The organism is Burkholderia humptydooensis (assembly GCF_001513745.1).
In the GTDB taxonomy this organism is placed as follows: domain Bacteria; phylum Pseudomonadota; class Gammaproteobacteria; order Burkholderiales; family Burkholderiaceae; genus Burkholderia; species Burkholderia humptydooensis.
The window spans coordinates 132,682-149,643 of the sequence record NZ_CP013380.1; the positions used below are offsets into that span (position 1 = coordinate 132,682).

Sequence of the window (16,962 nt, forward strand, 5' to 3'; positions counted from 1 at the left end):
CGGTAGAGGGCGGCATCGGCGAGCGGGCCGCGCTATGACGGCGGAAATTGGATAGCAGCCTTGTGGGATAAGGCTTTCCGGCTGGCTCGCCGAATCGCGAAAAGGCAGTGGATGGCCGGACGCAGCGCCTTTTCGCGGCAGTCAAGAGCGAGTTCTCAACAAAGTTATCCACAGGATCGGCGGTCGCGCCGCGATTCTTAATGAGAATCCAAAACTTAGCGCCGAAAGTGATGTTTTACTTTAACTTCGCGGGCGTCGCGGATGTCTGGCCTGCCGGGTCTACCGGCATTCGGCGGTACCGCATCGATGGCTGACGCGTTCGTGCGCGTCGCGCTCGATCATCCGCTGCCGACGCTGTTCGATTATCGCTATCGCGGCAACGTCCCGGCTGCGCCGGGGATGCTCGTGCAGGTGCCGTTCGGCCGGCGCAGCGCGGTCGGGCTCGTGTGCGAAGTGACCGCTCACACGGACGTGCCGGCGAGCAAGCTGAAGGCGGTCGACGCGGTCTGCGCGGAGCTGCCTCCGCTGTCGCGGCCGTGGCTCGACCTCGTCGCGTTCGCGGCCGACTACTATCAGCGCGGGCTCGGCGAAGTTGCATTGCCCGCGCTGCCGCAGGCGCTGCGCGACGTGCCGCGCTGGGGGCGTCTGCTCGCGCCCGAGCTGCGCTACCGGCTGCTCGACGCCGGGCGCGCCGCGCTGCCGGACGCGCTGCCCGCGCGCGGCGCGGCGCTGCGCCGGCTCGCGCAGGCGCTCGCCGACGCGCCCGCGCTGTCGCTTGCCGAGGTTCGCGCGCTGCACCCGAAGGCCGTCGCGATGCTCGACGCGTGGCAGGCGAAAGGCTGGATCGCATGCGACGAGATTGCGATCACGCACGCCGACGCGCAGCTTGTGGACAACTCGACGCCGGCGGCCGGATGGCGCGCGGTTGCGTCACCGCCGCAACTGACCGATCAGCAGGCCGAGGCGCTCGACGCGATCGCGTCGGCGGACGGCTTCGCGCCGTTCCTGCTGCACGGCGTGACGGGCAGCGGCAAGACCGAGGTGTATCTGCGCGCGCTCGCCGTGCTGCTCGGGCGGCAGCCCGACGCGCAGGCGCTCGTTCTCGTGCCCGAGATCAACCTGACGCCGCAGTTCGAGGCGGCGTTCCGCGCGCGCTTCGCGGCGACGCTGCCCGCCGACGCGATCGTCACGCTGCATAGCGGCCTCGCCGAAGGCGAGCGCGCGCGCCACTGGCTCGCCGCGCATACCGGCCGCGCGCGGATCGTGCTCGGCACGCGGCTCGCGGTGCTCGCGTCGCTGCCGGCGCTCGCGATGATCGTCGTCGACGAGGAGCACGAGCCGGCCTACAAGCAGCAGGAAGGGTTGCGCTATTCGGCGCGCGATCTCGCGGTGTGGCGCGCGAAGCAACTCGCGATTCCGGTCGTGCTCGGCTCGGCTACGCCGTCGCTCGAAACCTGGTGGCAGGCCGAGCAGGGCCGCTACCGGCGGCTCACGCTGACAAAGCGCGCGGTCGCCGATGCGGCGCTGCCGACGGTGCGGCTCGTCGATCTCGAGGAGGAGCGGCGGCGCGGCCGGGCGTCGATGGGCGGGCTGTCGGGGCCGCTCGTTGCCGCGTTGAAGGCGCGGCTCGAGCGCGGCGAGCAGAGCCTCGTGTTCCTGAACCGGCGCGGCTATGCGCCCGCGCTCGCGTGCGACGCGTGCGGCTGGGTCGCCGGTTGCCCGCGATGCAGCGCGTACGTCGTGATGCACAAGCCCGAGCATGCGGTGCGCTGCCACCACTGCGGCTGGGAGGCGCGGATTCCGCGGTCGTGCCCGGAATGCGGGAACGTCGATATCGCGCCGCTCGGCCGCGGCACGCAGCGCGTCGAGGAGACGCTCGCGCACGCCGTGCCAGGCGCGCGGATCCTGCGCATCGACGCGGACAGCACGCGCCGCAAGGGCAGCGCGCAGGCGCTCTTCTCGGACGTGCACGCGGGCGAGGTCGACATCCTCGTCGGCACGCAGATGATCGCGAAGGGGCACGATTTCCAGCGGGTGTCGCTCGTCGGCGTGCTGAACGCGGATACCGCGCTCTTCTCGCACGATTTCCGCGCGAGCGAGCGGCTATTCGCGCAACTGATGCAGGTGAGCGGCCGCGCGGGGCGCGCGGGGCTGCCGGGCGAGGTGCTGATCCAGACGCGCTACCCGCGCCACGCGCTCTATCACGCGCTTGCGCGGCAGGATTACGTGGGGTTCGCCGGCGCGACGCTCGGCGAGCGCCGCGACGCGTATCTGCCGCCGTTCGTCTATCAGGCGCTCTTGCGCGCCGAGGGGCGCACGCTCGACGCGGCGCTCGCGTTCCTGCAGCAGGCGGCCGACGCGTTTTCGGCGCTGTCGGGCGCGGACCGCGTGACGGTCTACGACGCGGTGCCGATGACGATCGTCAAGGTGGCGAACGTCCACCGGGCGCAACTGTTGATCGAGAGCGCGTCGCGCGCGGCGCTTCATCACACGCTGCGCGCGTGGCAGCCGCTGTTGCGCGAGCAGAAGGGCGTGCTGCGCTGGAGCGTCGAGGTCGATCCGCTCGACATCTGACGCTGATGCGTCATTCGTGCGCTTCACGCAGGCCGGAAAGCCGCGGGCGGCGCTTGCCCTTTTTCGCGCCGTGCGCGCACCCGAGCGCCTGGAAGAATACCCCCGACGCGCGGTGCACGAATACGATCGCGCCCGCGATCCACGCGGCGAGCACGATGCCGATCACTACCCATCCGTCCATCTGCGTTCTCCTTCGCGTCCGCGGGCAGCGGGCGCACGCGCATCCATATCACGCCAGATTGCCACGGAAATCGAGCCGGTAAAACTGACAGGATCAGGGAAAATACCGATCGATCAAAGTGGTGCGCGCGATCCGTATTTTTGCATAACGCATTGATATAAAAGGAAATTAATCGGGTGCAACCAGGTGTGCGATTTGGTTGCACCTTTTTATTGGGTGCCTTACGATTTTGCGATCTTTTAAAGTCCTTGGCCGGCATCGGGCCGGCGCTAGAAGAAAATCATGGCAAGCACCACACTGGGCGTCAAAGTCGACGATCTGCTCCGCTCGCGTCTGAAGGACGCGGCGTCGCGGCTCGAGCGCACTCCTCACTGGCTGATCAAGCAGGCGATCTTCGCGTATCTCGAGCGGATCGAGCACGGTCAGCTTCCGCCGGAGCTGTCCGGCCACACGGGCGCCGCCGACCTGTCCGACAGCCACGCCGACGGCGACGAAGACGGCGCGCCGCACCCGTTCCTCGAATTCGCGCAGAACGTGCAGCCGCAATCGGTGCTGCGCGCAGCGATCACGGCCGCGTACCGCCGCCCGGAGCCCGAGTGCGTGCCGTTCCTGATCGGCGAGGCGCGGCTGCCCGCGAGCCTGGCGCCGGATGTCCAGTCGATGGCGGCGGGCCTCGTCGAGGCGCTGCGCGAGAAGAGCTCGGGCGGCGGCGTCGAGGGACTGATCCACGAATTCTCGCTGTCGAGCCAGGAAGGCGTCGCGCTGATGTGCCTCGCCGAGGCGCTGCTGCGGATTCCCGACCGCGCGACCCGCGATGCGCTGATCCGCGACAAGATCAGCAAGGGCGACTGGCGCTCGCACGTCGGCCACGCGCCGTCGCTGTTCGTCAACGCGGCCACCTGGGGCCTGATGATCACGGGCAAGCTCGTCACGACGAACAGCGAAGCGGGCCTGTCGTCGGCGCTCACGCGGCTGATCGGCAAGGGCGGCGAGCCGCTCATCAGGAAGGGCGTCGACATGGCGATGCGCCTGATGGGCGAGCAGTTCGTCACGGGCGAGACGATCTCCGAAGCGCTCGCGAACAGCCGCAAGTACGAGGCGCGCGGCTTCCGCTACTCGTACGACATGCTCGGCGAGGCGGCGACGACCGAAGAGGACGCGCTGCGCTACTACGCGTCGTACGAGCAGGCGATCCACGCGATCGGCAAGGCGGCGGGCGGCCGCGGCATCTACGAAGGCCCGGGCATCTCGATCAAGCTGTCGGCGCTGCACGCGCGCTACTCGCGCTCGCAGCAGGAACGCACGATGGTCGAGCTGCTGCCGCGCGTGCGCTCGCTCGCGCTGCTCGCGCGCCGCTACGACATCGGCCTGAACATCGATGCCGAGGAGGCGGACCGGCTCGAGCTGTCGCTCGATCTGCTCGAGGCGCTGTGCTTCGATCCGGAGCTCGCCGGCTGGAACGGCATCGGCTTCGTCGTGCAGGCGTACCAGAAGCGCTGCCCGTTCGTGATCGACTACCTCGTCGACCTCGCGCGCCGCAGCCGCCATCGCCTGATGATCCGCCTCGTGAAGGGCGCGTACTGGGATACCGAGATCAAGCGCGCGCAAGTGGACGGCCTCGAAGGCTATCCGGTCTACACGCGCAAGATCTACACGGACGTGTCGTACCTCGCGTGCGCGAAGAAGCTGCTCGCCGCGCCCGACGCCGTCTATCCGCAGTTCGCGACGCACAATGCTTACACGCTCGCCGCGATCTATCACCTCGCGGGCCAGAACTACTACCCCGGCCAGTACGAATTCCAGTGCCTGCACGGGATGGGCGAGCCGCTGTACGAGGAAGTTACCGGCCGCGACAAGCTGAACCGCCCGTGCCGCGTGTATGCGCCCGTCGGCACGCACGAGACGCTGCTCGCGTACCTCGTGCGCCGCCTGCTGGAAAACGGCGCGAACACGTCGTTCGTGAACCGCATTGCCGACAAGACCGTGTCGGTGAAGGAGCTGGTCGCCGATCCGCTCGACGAAGCCGCGAAGGTCGTGCCGCTCGGCGCGCCGCACGAGAAGATCCCGCTGCCGCGCGAGCTGTACGGCGCGTCGCGCGTCAATTCGATGGGCCTCGATCTGTCGAACGAGCACCGGCTCGCGTCGCTGTCGTCGGCGCTGCTCGCGAGCGCGCATCATCCGTGGCGCGCCGCGCCGATGCTCGCCGACGACGCGCTCGAGCACGCCGCGCCGCGCGACGTGCGCAATCCGGCCGATCTGCGCGACATCGTCGGCACGGTCAGCGAGGCGACGCCCGAAGAGGTGGGCGCGGCGCTCGCGCACGCGGTCGCGGCCGCGCCGATCTGGCAGGCGACGCCCGTCGACGCGCGCGCCGATTGCCTCGCACGCGCGGCGGATCTTCTCGAAGCGCAGATGCACACGCTGATGGGCCTGATCGTGCGCGAGGCGGGCAAGTCGCTACCGAACGCGATCGCCGAGATCCGCGAGGCGGTCGATTTCCTGCGCTACTACTCGGCGCAGATCCGCGACGAGTTCTCGAACGACACGCATCGCCCGCTCGGCCCCGTCGTCTGCATCAGCCCGTGGAACTTCCCGCTCGCGATCTTCATGGGCCAGGTGGCGGCCGCGCTCGCGGCGGGCAACACGGTGCTCGCGAAGCCGGCCGAGCAGACGCCCCTCATCGCCGCGCAGGCGGTGCGCCTGCTGCGCGACGCCGGCGTGCCGGCGGGCGCGGTGCAACTGCTGCCGGGCAACGGCGAGACGGTCGGCGCGGCGCTCGTGGCGGACTCCCGCACGCGCGCGGTGATGTTCACCGGCTCGACCGAAGTTGCGCGCCTCATCAACAAGACGCTGTCGTCGCGCCTCGATCCGGACGGCAAGCCGATCCCGCTGATCGCCGAGACGGGCGGCCAGAACGCGATGATCGTCGATTCGTCGGCGCTCGCCGAGCAGGTCGTCGCCGACGTGCTGCAGTCGTCGTTCGACTCGGCCGGTCAACGCTGTTCGGCGCTGCGCGTTCTGTGTCTGCAGGACGACGTCGCGGACCGCACGCTGACGATGCTCAAGGGCGCGATGCGCGAGCTCGCGCTCGGCAATCCGGACCGGCTGTCGGCGGACGTCGGGCCGGTGATCGACGCCGACGCGAAGCGCACGATCGACGCGCACATCGCGGCGATGAAGGACAAGGGGCACGCGGTTACGCAGCTCGCGATGCCGGACGCGTGCGCGCAAGGCACGTTCGTGCCGCCGACGATCATCGAGATCGGCAACGTCGACGAGCTCAAGCGCGAAGTGTTCGGCCCGGTGCTGCACGTCGTGCGCTATCGCCGCAGCGGCCTCGACAAGCTGCTCGAGCAGATCCGCGCGACGGGCTACGGCTTGACGCTCGGCATCCACACGCGGATCGACGAGACGATCGCGCACGTGATCTCGCACGCGCACGTCGGCAACATCTACGTGAACCGCAACGTGATCGGCGCGGTGGTCGGCGTGCAGCCGTTCGGCGGCGAAGGGCTGTCGGGCACGGGGCCGAAGGCGGGCGGCGCGCTCTATCTGCCGCGCCTGCTCGCGACGCGCCCGGCCGGGCTGCCGCGCTCGCTCGAGGCGTCGCTCGTCGCCGACGCGCCGCAGGAAGGCGAGACGCGCGATAATCCGTCCGCCGCGCTGACCGCGCTGCGCGACTGGCTGATCGAGCAGCGCGAGCCGGCGCTTGCCGCGCGCTGCGACGGCTACCTGTCGCACGTGCTCGCGGGCGCAACCGCCGTGCTCTCGGGGCCGACGGGCGAGCGCAATACGTATACGCTCGGCGCGCGCGGCACGGTGCTGTGCATCGCGGCGACGGCGAGCGGCGCGCGCGCGCAGTTCGCGGCGGTGCTCGCCACGGGCAACCGCGCGCTCTTCGCGGGCGCGGCGGGCGAGGCGCTCGCCGCGGCGCTGCCGGCATCGCTGAAGGCGCAGGCGGGCGTGAGGAAGCAGGCGGACGCGGCGTTCGACGCGGTGCTGTTCGAAGGCGACAGCGACGAGCTGCTCGCGCTCGTGAAGGAAGTCGCGCAGCGCCCGGGACCGATCGTGTCGGTGCAGGGCGTCGCGGCGGGCGCGTTCGAGAACGGCGGCGACGAGGACTACGCGCTCGAGCGGCTCCTCACCGAGCGCTCGGTGAGCGTGAACACCGCGGCGGCAGGCGGCAATGCGAATTTGATGACGATTGGCTGAGCAATCCTTGCCCTTCGCCTCAAGAAACGGAAGCGGCAAGGCGAACCCGAAGTCGCTCCATTTACCCTGGTACTAGGAGAAGATATGCAACACACGATGAAAAAGCTGGCAGGCGCGACGTTTGTCGCGGTCATGTCGCTCGCGGGGACGGCGCACGCGGATGACGTCAAGATCGGCTTCGCGGCGCCGATGACGGGCGCGCAGGCGCACTACGGCAAGGATATGCAGAACGGGATCGTGCTCGCGATCGAGGACATCAACGCGACGAAGCCGACGATCGGCGGCAAGCCGGTGAAGTTCGTGCTCGACACGCAGGACGACCAGGCCGACCCGCGCACCGGCACGACGGTCGCGCAGAAGCTCGTCGACGACGGCATCAAGGGCATGCTCGGTCACTTCAACTCGGGCACGACGATTCCCGCCTCGCGCATCTACGCGAACGCGGGCATCCCCCAGATCGCGATGGCGACGGCGCCCGAGTACACGACGCAGGGCTACAAGACCACCTTCCGGATGATGACGTCCGACACGCAGCAAGGCTCGGTCGCGGGCACGTTCGCGGTGAAGGATCTCGGCATGAAGAAGATCGCGATCGTCGACGACCGCACCGCGTACGGCCAGGGTCTCGCCGACCAGTTCGAGAAGGCGGCGAAGGCGTCGGGCGCGACGATCGTCGATCGTGAATTCACGAACGACAAGGCCGTCGACTTCAAGGCGATCCTGACGAAGCTGAAGGCGTCGAAGCCGGATCTCGTCTACTACGGCGGCGCGGATTCGCAGGCCGCGCCGATGGCCAAGCAGATGAAGTCGCTCGGCGTGACGGCGCCGCTGATGGGCGGCGAGATGGTGCACACGCCGACTTTCCTGAAGATCGCGGGCGACGCGGCCGAAGGCTCGATCGCTTCGCTCGCCGGCCTGCCGCTTGCCGAAATGCCCGGCGGCAAGACGTACGCGGACAAGTACAAGAAGCGCTTCGGCGAAGACGTGCAGACGTACTCGCCGTACGCGTATGACGGCGCGATGGCGATGTTCAACGCGATGAAGAAGGCGAACTCGACCGATCCGGCGAAGTACTTGCCGCTGCTCGCGAAGACCGACATGGCGGGCGTCACGTCGACGCACATCGCGTATGACGCGAAGGGCGACCTGAAGAACGGCGGCATCACGATGTACAAGGTCGAGAAGGGCGAATGGAAGCCCCTGAAGAGCATCGGCGGCAAGTAAGCGCCGCGCGGCGTGACGCGGGCGTCGCGTAGCGGCGTTCGCGGCGCGCTTCGATGCCGATATAGACGAACCCCGGGGCCGCGCTGGCGGAGCCGGGGTTTTGTTTTTTTGGGGCGATTTCGCGGTTTTCGCGGTTCGGCGGACGGCGGGCCCAAGCAGGCAATGCGCGGCGGCCGCCGCGTCATGCGCCGCCGCCCGCGCGCAGCAGGTACTTTTGAAGCTTGCCCGTCGGCGTGCGCGGCAGGCGCTCGGCGAACACGTATTCGCGCGGGATCTTGTACGCGGCGAGGCGCGTCTCGCAGAACGCGCGCAGCGCGTCGGCATCGACCGCGGCTTCAGCGCCGCCTGCGCCGCTCGTGCCGCCGGGCGCGCGCAGCACGACGTGCGCGACCACGGTCTCGCCCCATTGCGGATGCGCGCGGCCGATCACGGCGGCCTCGGAGACGGCCGGATGCGCGGTCAGCACGTCCTCGACTTCCTTCGAATAGACGTTCTCGCCGCCCGTCACGATCATGTCCTTGATCCGGTCGACGACGAACAGATAGCCGTCGGCGTCAACGCGCGCGACGTCGCCGCTGCGGTACCAGCCGTCGTCGTCGAACGCGGCGCGCGTCGCGCCGGGGTCGTCGAGATAGCCGAGCATCATGCTGTCGGCGCGCAACAGGATCTCGCCGATTTCGTTCGGCCGCGCGTCGTCCCCCGATGCGGTGACGACCCGCACGTCGACGCCGGGTGTGCCCTGACGGCCGATCGAGCCGGCCTTCATGGTCTGCTCGAACGGGTACAGCACGGTGCCGGCGGGCCCCGTCTCGGTCATGCCGTACACCTGATAGAACGCCTCGCTGCGGTACGCATGCATCAGCCGGCGCGCGAGCGCCGCGCCGATCGGCCCGCCGCCGTACAGCCACGCGCGCACGCTCGTCAGGTCGAACGACGCGAAATCGGCGATCGTCTCGAGCGGCAGCGTGTACGACACCGGCGCGCCGAAGTACAGCGTCGCCTGCTCGGCCTCGACCGTCTGCAAAAAGCGCAGCGGATGATATTCGCGCATCAGCACGACGGTGCCGCCCACGTACAGCGTGCCGCCGAACCAGTTGTTGAGCGGCGACGCGTGCCAGACCGGCATCGCCATCAGCGTGCGTTCGCGCTCCGTCATCGATAGCGCGAGCGCGCTCGTCGCGGCGGCGAGCGCGACCGTGTGGTGGCTGTGCATGCAGCCCTTCGGGCGTCCCGTCGTGCCCGACGTGTAGAGGATTTCGGCGAGCGCCGCGTCGTCGGGCGCGCCGGACGCGCCCGACGCGAGGCCGGTCGCGTCGGCGACGAGGCGGTCGAATGGCGCGGCGCCGTTTGCTTCGCCTTCGGTCACGAGGCGGCGCGCGCCGTGCTCGACTTTCGCGAGCACGGGCGCGAGCGCCGCGTCGAACAGCACCGCGCGGCTCGCGCTGTGCCGCAGGATGTGATCGACCTCCGGCGCCTGCAGCTTGTGATTGACCGGCACGACGACTACGCCGATGCGCCATGCGCCGAGCAGCAGGTCGAAGAACGCGGGCGTGTTCAGGCACATCGCGGCGACGCGCTCGCCCGGCGCGATGCCGAACGACGCGAGCACGTCGGCCGCGCGCCGCGAGCGCTGCTGCATCTGCCGATAGGTGATCGTCGCGCCGTCGTCGCGCAGGAACGGCTTGTCGGGCGTCGCGCGCGCGGCGCGCTCGAGTGCGGCAATCAGGTTCATGGCGTCGTGCTCCGTTCGTGCTGCGGGCGATCGTTCGGGTCGAGGCGGCTCGGCGGGCGGCGTGTGGTCACGCGGCGTACGCGCGTTGCAACAGCGCGGCGACGTCGACGCGCCGCGCATCGAGCGCACCCATCACGCGGCCCCACGCCGGCTCGCCGAAGCGCGTCGCGATGAAGCCGTCGCTGACGGCGGCGGGCGCCGCGTCGATCAGCAGACACGCCTGCGCGACGAGTGCGATGCGCTGTGCGGGCACGCGGCCGAGCGCTTCGAGCGCGTCGGGCGGCGTGCCGAGCAGAGCGCGCAACGCGTCGAGCTCCGCGCGAATCCGCGCGTCGTGGCCGCCGAGCGCGTGCAGTTCGTCGACGAGCGCGTGCGCCGCGTCCGGCTCGCGCGAGATCGCGCGCATCACGTCGAGGCACATCACGTTGCCCGAGCCTTCCCAGATCGAATTGACGGGCGCTTCGCGAAACAGCCGCGCGATCGGGCCGTCGTCGACATAGCCGTTGCCGCCGAACACTTCCATCACTTCGCCCGCTGCCTCGACCGCGCGCTTGCAGACCCAGAATTTCGCGGCCGGCGTGACGATGCGCATCCACGCCGGCTCGCCGCGCTCGAACGCCTGCGCGAGCCGCATCGCGAGCGCGAGCGCCGCTTCGCTTTCGAGCGCGAGATCTGCGAGCACCGCGCGCATCAGCGGCTGCTCGGCGAGCGCGCGGCCGAACGCGTGACGCTGCCGCGCGTACGCGATCGCCTGCACGAGCCCCTGGCGCAGGATCGCCGCGCTGCCGAGCACGCAGTTCAGGCGCGTGTAGGTCGCCATCTCGATGATCGTCGGAATGCCGCGGCCTTCTTCGCCGAGCATCACGCCCCACGCGTCGTCGAGTTCGACTTCGCTGCTCGAGTTGCTGCGGTTGCCGACCTTGTTCTTCAGCCGCTGGACCCGCACCGCGTTCTTCGTGCCGTCGGGCCGCCAGCGCGGCACGTAGAAGCACGACGGGCCGCCCGCTTCGGTGCGCGCGACGACGAGATGCGCGTCGCACATCGGTGCGGAGAAGAACCACTTGTGGCCGCGCAGCAGATGCTCGCCGCCGCGGCCGCACGCGCCGACGGGCACGGCGAGCGTCGTGTTCGCGCGCACGTCCGAGCCGCCCTGCTTTTCGGTCATGCCCATGCCGATCATGATCGACTGCTTTGCGTCGATCGGCGCGTCGCGCGGATCGTGGATGTCGCTGTAGAGCTTGTCTTTCAACTGCGCCCACAGCGCGGGCTCCTTTTGCAGGACGGGAATGCTCGCCTGCGTCATCGTCGCCGGGCACAGCGTGCCCGCCTCGATCTGGCCGTGCAGGTAGAAGCCCGCTGCGTTCGCCGCCCAGCGACCCGCGCGCGATTCGCGAAACGCAAGCGAGATCAGGCCCTGTTCGCGATACAGGCCGAGGAGCGCGTGCCAGCTCGGATGGAAATCGACGCGGTCGATCCTGCGGCCGCGGCGGTCGAACGCGTTCAGCTCGGGCACGTGGCGGTTCGCGTCCTCGGCCTGCTGCGCGGTGTCGCGCGCGCCGAGCCGTGCGCCGAACGCGTCGAGCCGAGGCGCGGCCCACGCCGCGCCCGCTCGGTCGAGCGCTTCGCCCAGCGCCGGGTCGGTGGCGAAGAGGTTATAGTCGGTCAATTCGTCGAACTGGTTGCTCACCTCGTGCGTCGACCAGGCCATGATGGGCGTCTCCTTGTTGTTGTTCGGCTCGATCAGGTTAGCAAAGATGACTTCGCGACATGTTCAGGTTTCGGCGTCTCCCGACAAGTCGATCGCGCAGCCGCAGCCGGCCTTGCGCCGCCGCCCGCGGCAGCGTCGCGCGCGCGCGAGCTCGGAGGCGCTGCAGCAGGCGTTTGTTCGGGTTTTGCTCGAGCGCGGCTACGCGAAGGCGACGATCCGCGAGATCGCCGCGGTCGCGGGCGTGAGCGTCGGCACGTTCTACGAGTATTTCGGCGACAAGGAGAGTCTCGCCGCGCTCACGATCCACCATTACGTGAAGGCGCTCGCGGCGCGCATGCGCGCGGTCGTCGATGCGCGGCGAGGCGCGGGCTGCCGGGCTGTCGCGGCCGCGCTCGTCGACGCGCAGGTCGACGTGGTCGAGCAGGACGCGCGCGTGTGGGCTGCGATGTTCACGATCGAGCGCAAGGTTTCGCCGATCGACGCGTATCGCCGGCATTACGACGATTACGTCGCACTATGGCGCGATGCGCTCGCCGGCGCGAGCGATGCGCCGGCCGATGCGCGGCTCGACGTGACGGCGCGCGTCGCGCATGCGCTGTGCTACGGGTGGGTGTCGCAATCGCTGCTGACGCAGGGCGCGAAGGTCGATGTCGCGCAGTTGCGCGGCGAGCTGCATCGGGCGGTGGATGCATATCTCATGGCCTCGGCGGGGGGCGGGTGAATCGGGCGTTCTTGACGTTTTTGCTGTCGATGCCGGGATGCCGGGATGCCGGGATGCCAATTGTGGCGCGAGGCGCGCCGGTGATCGCCGGCAGCCGTCTTGCCAACGCAGAACCGCCAAGTCGCCGGGCCGCCGGGCGCGCCGCCGTCATGAGCCATGAATTTTTCTCATGCATGCCATGACGAACTTTCGATTGCCGCCGGATATTGGCTCGGGCCAAATCCGCATCGTTGCCCCGCGCGCCGGCGTTGACCGGCGCGCCCGTCCACGAGCCAAGGAGGATTCATGCAGAGCGCCGCCGCGCCCCGTTCGAAGCTGCCCGACGTCGGCACGACGATCTTCACGGTCATCGGCATGCACGCCGCCGAGCACCAGGCGTTGAATCTGTCGCAGGGCGCGCCGAACTTTGCGCCCGATCCGGCGCTCGTCGAGCGCGTCGCCCGCGCGATGCGCGACGGGCACAACCAGTACGCGCCGATGGCGGGCGTCGCCGCGCTGCGCGAGGCGCTCGCCGTCAAGACCGAGCGCCTGTACGGCGGGCGCTACGATCCGGACTCCGAAATCACCGTCGTCGCGAGCGCGAGCGAGGGGCTCTACGCCACGATCAGCGCGCTCGTCCACCCGGGCGACGAGGTGATCTACTTCGAGCCGTCGTTCGACAGCTACGCACCGATCGTCCGGCTGCAGGGCGCGACGCCTGTGGCGATCAAGCTGTCGTCCGACGGCTTTCGCGTGAACTGGGACGAGGTGGCCGCGAAGATCACGCCGCGCACGCGGATGCTGATCGTCAACACGCCGCACAACCCGACCGCGACGATCCTCGGCGACGCCGACATCGCGCGCCTCGCGCAGCTCACCGCGGGCACCGACATCGTGGTGCTGTCCGACGAGGTGTATGAGCACGTCGTATTCGACGGCGCGCGCCATCACAGCATGGCGCGCCATCGCGCGCTCGCCGAGCGCAGCGTGATCGTGTCGTCGTTCGGCAAGTCGTATCACGTGACGGGCTGGCGCGTCGGCTACTGCCTCGCGCCAGCCGGGCTCACGCGCGAGCTGCGCAAGGTCCATCAGTTCATGACGTTCGCGGCCGACACGCCGATGCAGCACGCGTTCGCCGAAGCGCTCGCCGAACCGTCGAGCTACCTCGAGCTCGGCGCGTTCTACGAGCGCAAGCGCGACCTGCTCGCGCGCGAGCTCGCCGACTCGCGTTTCGAACTGCTGCCGAGCGAGGGCTCGTTTTTCATGCTCGCGCGCTTTCGGCACTTTTCCGACGAAGCGGATGCGGACTTCGTGCTGCGCGCGATTCGCGACGCGCGCGTCGCGACGATCCCGCTGTCCGCGTTCTACGCGGACGGCGCGAACACCGGCTGCATCCGTCTCAGCTTTTCGAAGGACGACGCGACGCTGATCGAAGGCGCACGCCGTCTGCGCAGCCTCTGACGTTCCGACGCGCGCGCTGCGCCGGCGACCGGACAAGACCCGACCTCAAGGAGAATCATCGATGAAACGACTGCAATTCTGGTTCGCGCTCGCATGCGCATTGGGCGCCGCCGCGGGTTCCGGCGCGGCGCGCGCCGACGCTGCGCCGACGCTGCGCCGACGCTGCGCTTCGGTCTCGAGGCGCAATATCCGCCGTTCGAATCGAAGGCGGCGAACGGCGAGCTGCAAGGCTTCGACATCGACGTCGGCAACGCCGTCTGCAAGGAGGCGAAGCTCGCGTGCAAATGGGTCGAGACGTCGTTCGACGGGCTGATCCCGGCGCTGCAGGGCCGCAAGTTCGACGCGATCAATTCGGCGATGAACGCGACCGACCAGCGCCGCCAGGCGATCGACTTCACGACGGTGATCTATCGCGTGCCGACGCAACTGATCGCGCGCGCGGACAGCGGCCTCGCGCCGACGCCGGAATCGTTGAGGGGCCGGCGGATCGGCGTGCTGCAGGGCTCGATTCAGGAGACGTATGCGAATGCGCACTGGGCGGGCGCGGGTGTGCAGGTCGTCGCGTATCAGGACCAGAATCAGGTGTATGCGGACCTCATGGCGGGCCGCCTCGACGGCACGCTCGTGCTTGCGCCCGCGGGCCAGCGCGGTTTCCTGTCGCGGCCGGACGCGAAGGGCTTCGCGTTCGTCGGGCAACCGGTGCGCGACGACAAGATCCTCGGAAGCGGGATCGCATTCGGGCTGCGCAAGGGCGACGATGCATTGAAGGCGCGCCTGAATGCCGCGATCGACAAGCTGAAGGCGGACGGCACCGTGAAGGCGTTCGGCCGCAAGTATTTCGGCGATATCGACATCTCGACGAAATGACGGAGGCGGCGCGATGAGCGAGCGGACGACGCGCGATGCGGCGGGCGTGGCGGGAACCGTCGCGTGCGGCGATGCATTCGGAGTTGACGGCGCCGCGGATGCATCCGTCGCCGCGGATACATCCGATGCGGCCGCGCACGCGATCGAATCGGCACTCGTCGCGGCACTCGGCGACGCGCTCGTCACGCGCTCCGCCGCGATCGAGCCGCGCTACTTCACCGCGTACAACGAAGCGCCCGGCGTGCGTCCGCTCGCGCTCGTGCGGCCGCGTTCCGTCGACGACGTATCGCGCGCGCTCGCGCTCTGCACGCGGCTGCGGCAGCCCGTCGTGCCGCAAGGCGGATTGACGGGGCTCGCACGCGGCGGCGTCGCGCTCGGCGGCGAGGTGGTGCTGTCGATGGAGCGCTTCGCCGGAATCGAGGACCTCGACGCGGCGGCCGGCACGATCACCGTGCGCGCGGGTACGACGCTGCAGGCGGTGCACGACGCGGCGGAAGCGGCCGGCTTCTCGTTCGGCGTCGATCTCGGCGCGCGCGGCTCGTGCCAGATCGGCGGGATGCTCGCGACCAACGCGGGCGGCACGCGCGCGATCCGCTTCGGGATGATGCGCGAGCAGACGCTCGGCATCGAGGCCGTGCTCGCCGACGGAACGATCGTCACGTCGCTGAACCGGATGCTGAAGAACAATGCCGGCTATGACGTGAAGCAGCTCTTCATCGGCAGCGAGGGGACGCTCGGCGTCGTCACGCGTGCGGTGCTGCGGCTTCATCCGCCGCTCGCGCAGGCCGCGACGGCGCTCTGCCGCGTGCCCGACTACGACGCGCTCGTGCGGCTCTGGCGCGACGTGCGCGCAGCGCTGCCGGGCGTCGTCAGCTTCGAGGCGATGTGGCCCGCGTTCTATCGTTACGTCGCCGCGAACACGCCGGGCGTGACGGCGCCGTTCGATGCGGACGGCGATTTCGTGGTGCTGATCGAATGCATGGCGAACGGTCCGCAGGCGGACGCGCGCGATGCGCTCGAGCAATGCCTCGGCGCGTGCTCCGACGCCGGCCTCGTGACCGATGCGGCGCTTGCCGCGTCGGAGCGGCAGGCGCGCGACATGTGGACGCTGCGCGAAGGGCTCGCGATCGACACGTTGCCGCATCTGCTCAATTTCGACGTGAGCCTGCCCGTCGCCGAACTGGGCGCGTTCGCCATGCACTGCGATGCCGTGCTTCGCGCGCACTGGCCGCATGCGGTGTGCCTGTGCTTCGGGCATGTCGGCGACGGCAACGTGCACGTCGGCGTGTCGCTTGCCGATTTGCCCGTGCATGGCGCGGATCGCGTCGAGCGCGCCGTCTACGAGATCGTGCGCGAGCGGGGCGGATCGATATCGGCCGAGCACGGGATCGGCGTGCTCAAGCGGCCGTTTCTCGGGTATTCGCGCAGCGCCGCCGAGATCGGCGTGATGCGGACGATGAAGGCGGCGCTCGATCCGCTCGGGATTTTGAATCCAGGGAAGGTGTTGTAGCTGTTGTCGTTGTTGTGGCGCGCTCGCGGCGCGATTCGGGGGCGGGCCGTACGCACCGGCATGTCGTTCGCACGGATGTTGCCGCAGATCGGAGGAGCCGCCGACCCGTTCAGTCCGAATCCGACGAATCCGCCTGCGCGAACCGCGCGGCGACCTCGCGCAGCCAAGCCTCGCTCCACGTGAGCGCGCCCACCTTCAGATGTTCGACGATGCTGCGCACCCAGTCGAGCTCGGCTTCCAGCGTCACCCGCGTCAGCTCGCCGTCGAGCAGGAAGAGCCGCGGAATGTGCATCGCGAGCGCGGCGTCCTGTGCTTCGTCGAGGCGGGCCAGCTCGGCTTCAAGCGCGGCGGCGCGCGCTTCGAGCTGGCGGCGGGCATCGTCCGCGGACAGCAGCGGCAGCACCGACAGCGCGGCCGGAAACGACGGATATTCGCGCGCCGGCTGAGCGAGCTGCTCGCGCAGCCACATGCGCGCCGTGTCGCGGCCGGCATCGGTGATCTCGTAGACCGTGCGCTCCGGAAACGCGCCGTCGCGCTCGGTCTCGCGCACGGCGATCAGCGCATCGCGCTGCAGACGCTCGATCGTCTGGTAGAGGCTGTTGCGCTGCTTGACGTTGACCACCTCGTCCTTGCCGCGCAGCTTCACGAGCTGCTGGATTCGGTACGCGTGCATCGGCGCTTCGGTGAGCATCGCGAGCACGACGAGCGCGAGCGGAGAGTATCGAGAGGCGGGTGGAGCCATCGCGCGAGCCATTGCATGAGTAGTTAATTAATTTCTAGTTATTATATAACT

The 16,962-nt window shown here is 69.4% G+C and carries 10 protein-coding genes and 1 pseudogene; 7 read left to right on the forward strand and 4 right to left on the reverse strand.

Features of this window, described 5'->3' with window-relative positions; all coding sequences use genetic code 11:
• Positions 1-306: 306 nt before the first annotated feature.
• On the forward strand, positions 307-2,574 hold the full coding sequence (locus AQ610_RS00620) for a primosomal protein N' (RefSeq protein WP_006023927.1): 2,268 nt from the start codon (positions 307-309) through the stop codon (positions 2,572-2,574).
• 10 nt (positions 2,575-2,584) lie between these two features.
• Here the strand turns inward: AQ610_RS00620 and AQ610_RS31715 are convergent, their stop codons facing one another.
• Positions 2,585-2,755: a hypothetical protein gene (locus AQ610_RS31715; protein ID WP_009914015.1), complete on the reverse strand. Its 171-nt coding sequence runs from the start codon at positions 2,753-2,755 to the stop codon at positions 2,585-2,587.
• A gap of 282 nt (positions 2,756-3,037) precedes the next feature.
• On the opposite strand from AQ610_RS31715, the gene putA reads away from it, so the two are divergent.
• Both putA and AQ610_RS00630 read left to right on the forward strand, forming a co-directional pair.
• Complete coding sequence (putA, locus tag AQ610_RS00625; protein ID WP_006023925.1) at positions 3,038-6,967, forward strand: trifunctional transcriptional regulator/proline dehydrogenase/L-glutamate gamma-semialdehyde dehydrogenase; 3,930 nt, start codon at positions 3,038-3,040, stop codon at positions 6,965-6,967.
• Between the two features lie 84 nt (positions 6,968-7,051).
• Complete coding sequence (locus tag AQ610_RS00630) at positions 7,052-8,191, forward strand: branched-chain amino acid ABC transporter substrate-binding protein (protein ID WP_009914010.1); 1,140 nt, start codon at positions 7,052-7,054, stop codon at positions 8,189-8,191.
• 181 nt (positions 8,192-8,372) lie between these two features.
• On the opposite strand, the gene AQ610_RS00635 is transcribed toward AQ610_RS00630, so the two are convergent.
• Positions 8,373-9,923, reverse strand: coding sequence for a class I adenylate-forming enzyme family protein (locus tag AQ610_RS00635; protein WP_006023923.1), 1,551 nt, complete (start codon positions 9,921-9,923; stop codon positions 8,373-8,375).
• A gap of 67 nt (positions 9,924-9,990) precedes the next feature.
• Positions 9,991-11,631: an acyl-CoA dehydrogenase family protein gene (locus tag AQ610_RS00640; protein WP_009914008.1), complete on the reverse strand. Its 1,641-nt coding sequence runs from the start codon at positions 11,629-11,631 to the stop codon at positions 9,991-9,993.
• 46 nt (positions 11,632-11,677) lie between these two features.
• Here AQ610_RS00640 and AQ610_RS00645 point away from each other — a divergent pair, with 46 nt between their 5' ends.
• The 4 genes and pseudogenes from AQ610_RS00645 (at position 11,678) to AQ610_RS00660 (ending at position 16,169) form a co-directional block, all read left to right on the forward strand.
• Positions 11,678-12,352, forward strand: a complete 675-nt coding sequence (locus AQ610_RS00645; RefSeq protein ID WP_009914007.1) for a TetR/AcrR family transcriptional regulator — start codon at positions 11,678-11,680, stop codon at positions 12,350-12,352.
• Positions 12,353-12,637: 285 nt separating this feature from the next.
• Positions 12,638-13,792 (forward strand): pyridoxal phosphate-dependent aminotransferase, encoded by a 1,155-nt coding sequence (locus tag AQ610_RS00650; RefSeq protein WP_006023918.1) that lies wholly within the window; start codon positions 12,638-12,640, stop codon positions 13,790-13,792.
• Positions 13,793-13,853: 61 nt separating this feature from the next.
• Positions 13,854-14,659 (forward strand): annotated as a pseudogene (locus AQ610_RS00655) (ABC transporter substrate-binding protein).
• A 13-nt stretch (positions 14,660-14,672) separates the two neighbouring features.
• Positions 14,673-16,169, forward strand: coding sequence for an FAD-binding oxidoreductase (locus AQ610_RS00660; protein WP_006023916.1), 1,497 nt, complete (start codon positions 14,673-14,675; stop codon positions 16,167-16,169).
• Positions 16,170-16,278: 109 nt separating this feature from the next.
• On the opposite strand, the gene AQ610_RS00665 is transcribed toward AQ610_RS00660, so the two are convergent.
• Entirely contained in the window at positions 16,279-16,911 is a 633-nt protein-coding gene (locus tag AQ610_RS00665) for a PadR family transcriptional regulator (protein ID WP_006023914.1), read from the reverse strand.
• Positions 16,912-16,962 lie beyond the last annotated feature (51 nt).

What these genes read in the sequence shown, in the direction of transcription:
- AQ610_RS00620 (WP_006023927.1), top strand. Translation starts at nt 307, where the DNA reads ATGGCTGACGCGTTCGTGCGCGTCGCGCTCGATCATCCGCTGCCGACG.
- AQ610_RS31715 (WP_009914015.1), bottom strand. Translation starts at nt 2,755, where the DNA reads ATGGACGGATGGGTAGTGATCGGCATCGTGCTCGCCGCGTGGATCGCG.
- putA (WP_006023925.1), top strand. Translation starts at nt 3,038, where the DNA reads ATGGCAAGCACCACACTGGGCGTCAAAGTCGACGATCTGCTCCGCTCG.
- AQ610_RS00630 (WP_009914010.1), top strand. Translation starts at nt 7,052, where the DNA reads ATGCAACACACGATGAAAAAGCTGGCAGGCGCGACGTTTGTCGCGGTC.
- AQ610_RS00635 (WP_006023923.1), bottom strand. Translation starts at nt 9,923, where the DNA reads ATGAACCTGATTGCCGCACTCGAGCGCGCCGCGCGCGCGACGCCCGAC.
- AQ610_RS00640 (WP_009914008.1), bottom strand. Translation starts at nt 11,631, where the DNA reads ATGGCCTGGTCGACGCACGAGGTGAGCAACCAGTTCGACGAATTGACC.
- AQ610_RS00645 (WP_009914007.1), top strand. Translation starts at nt 11,678, where the DNA reads ATGACTTCGCGACATGTTCAGGTTTCGGCGTCTCCCGACAAGTCGATC.
- AQ610_RS00650 (WP_006023918.1), top strand. Translation starts at nt 12,638, where the DNA reads ATGCAGAGCGCCGCCGCGCCCCGTTCGAAGCTGCCCGACGTCGGCACG.
- AQ610_RS00660 (WP_006023916.1), top strand. Translation starts at nt 14,673, where the DNA reads ATGAGCGAGCGGACGACGCGCGATGCGGCGGGCGTGGCGGGAACCGTC.
- AQ610_RS00665 (WP_006023914.1), bottom strand. Translation starts at nt 16,911, where the DNA reads ATGGCTCCACCCGCCTCTCGATACTCTCCGCTCGCGCTCGTCGTGCTC.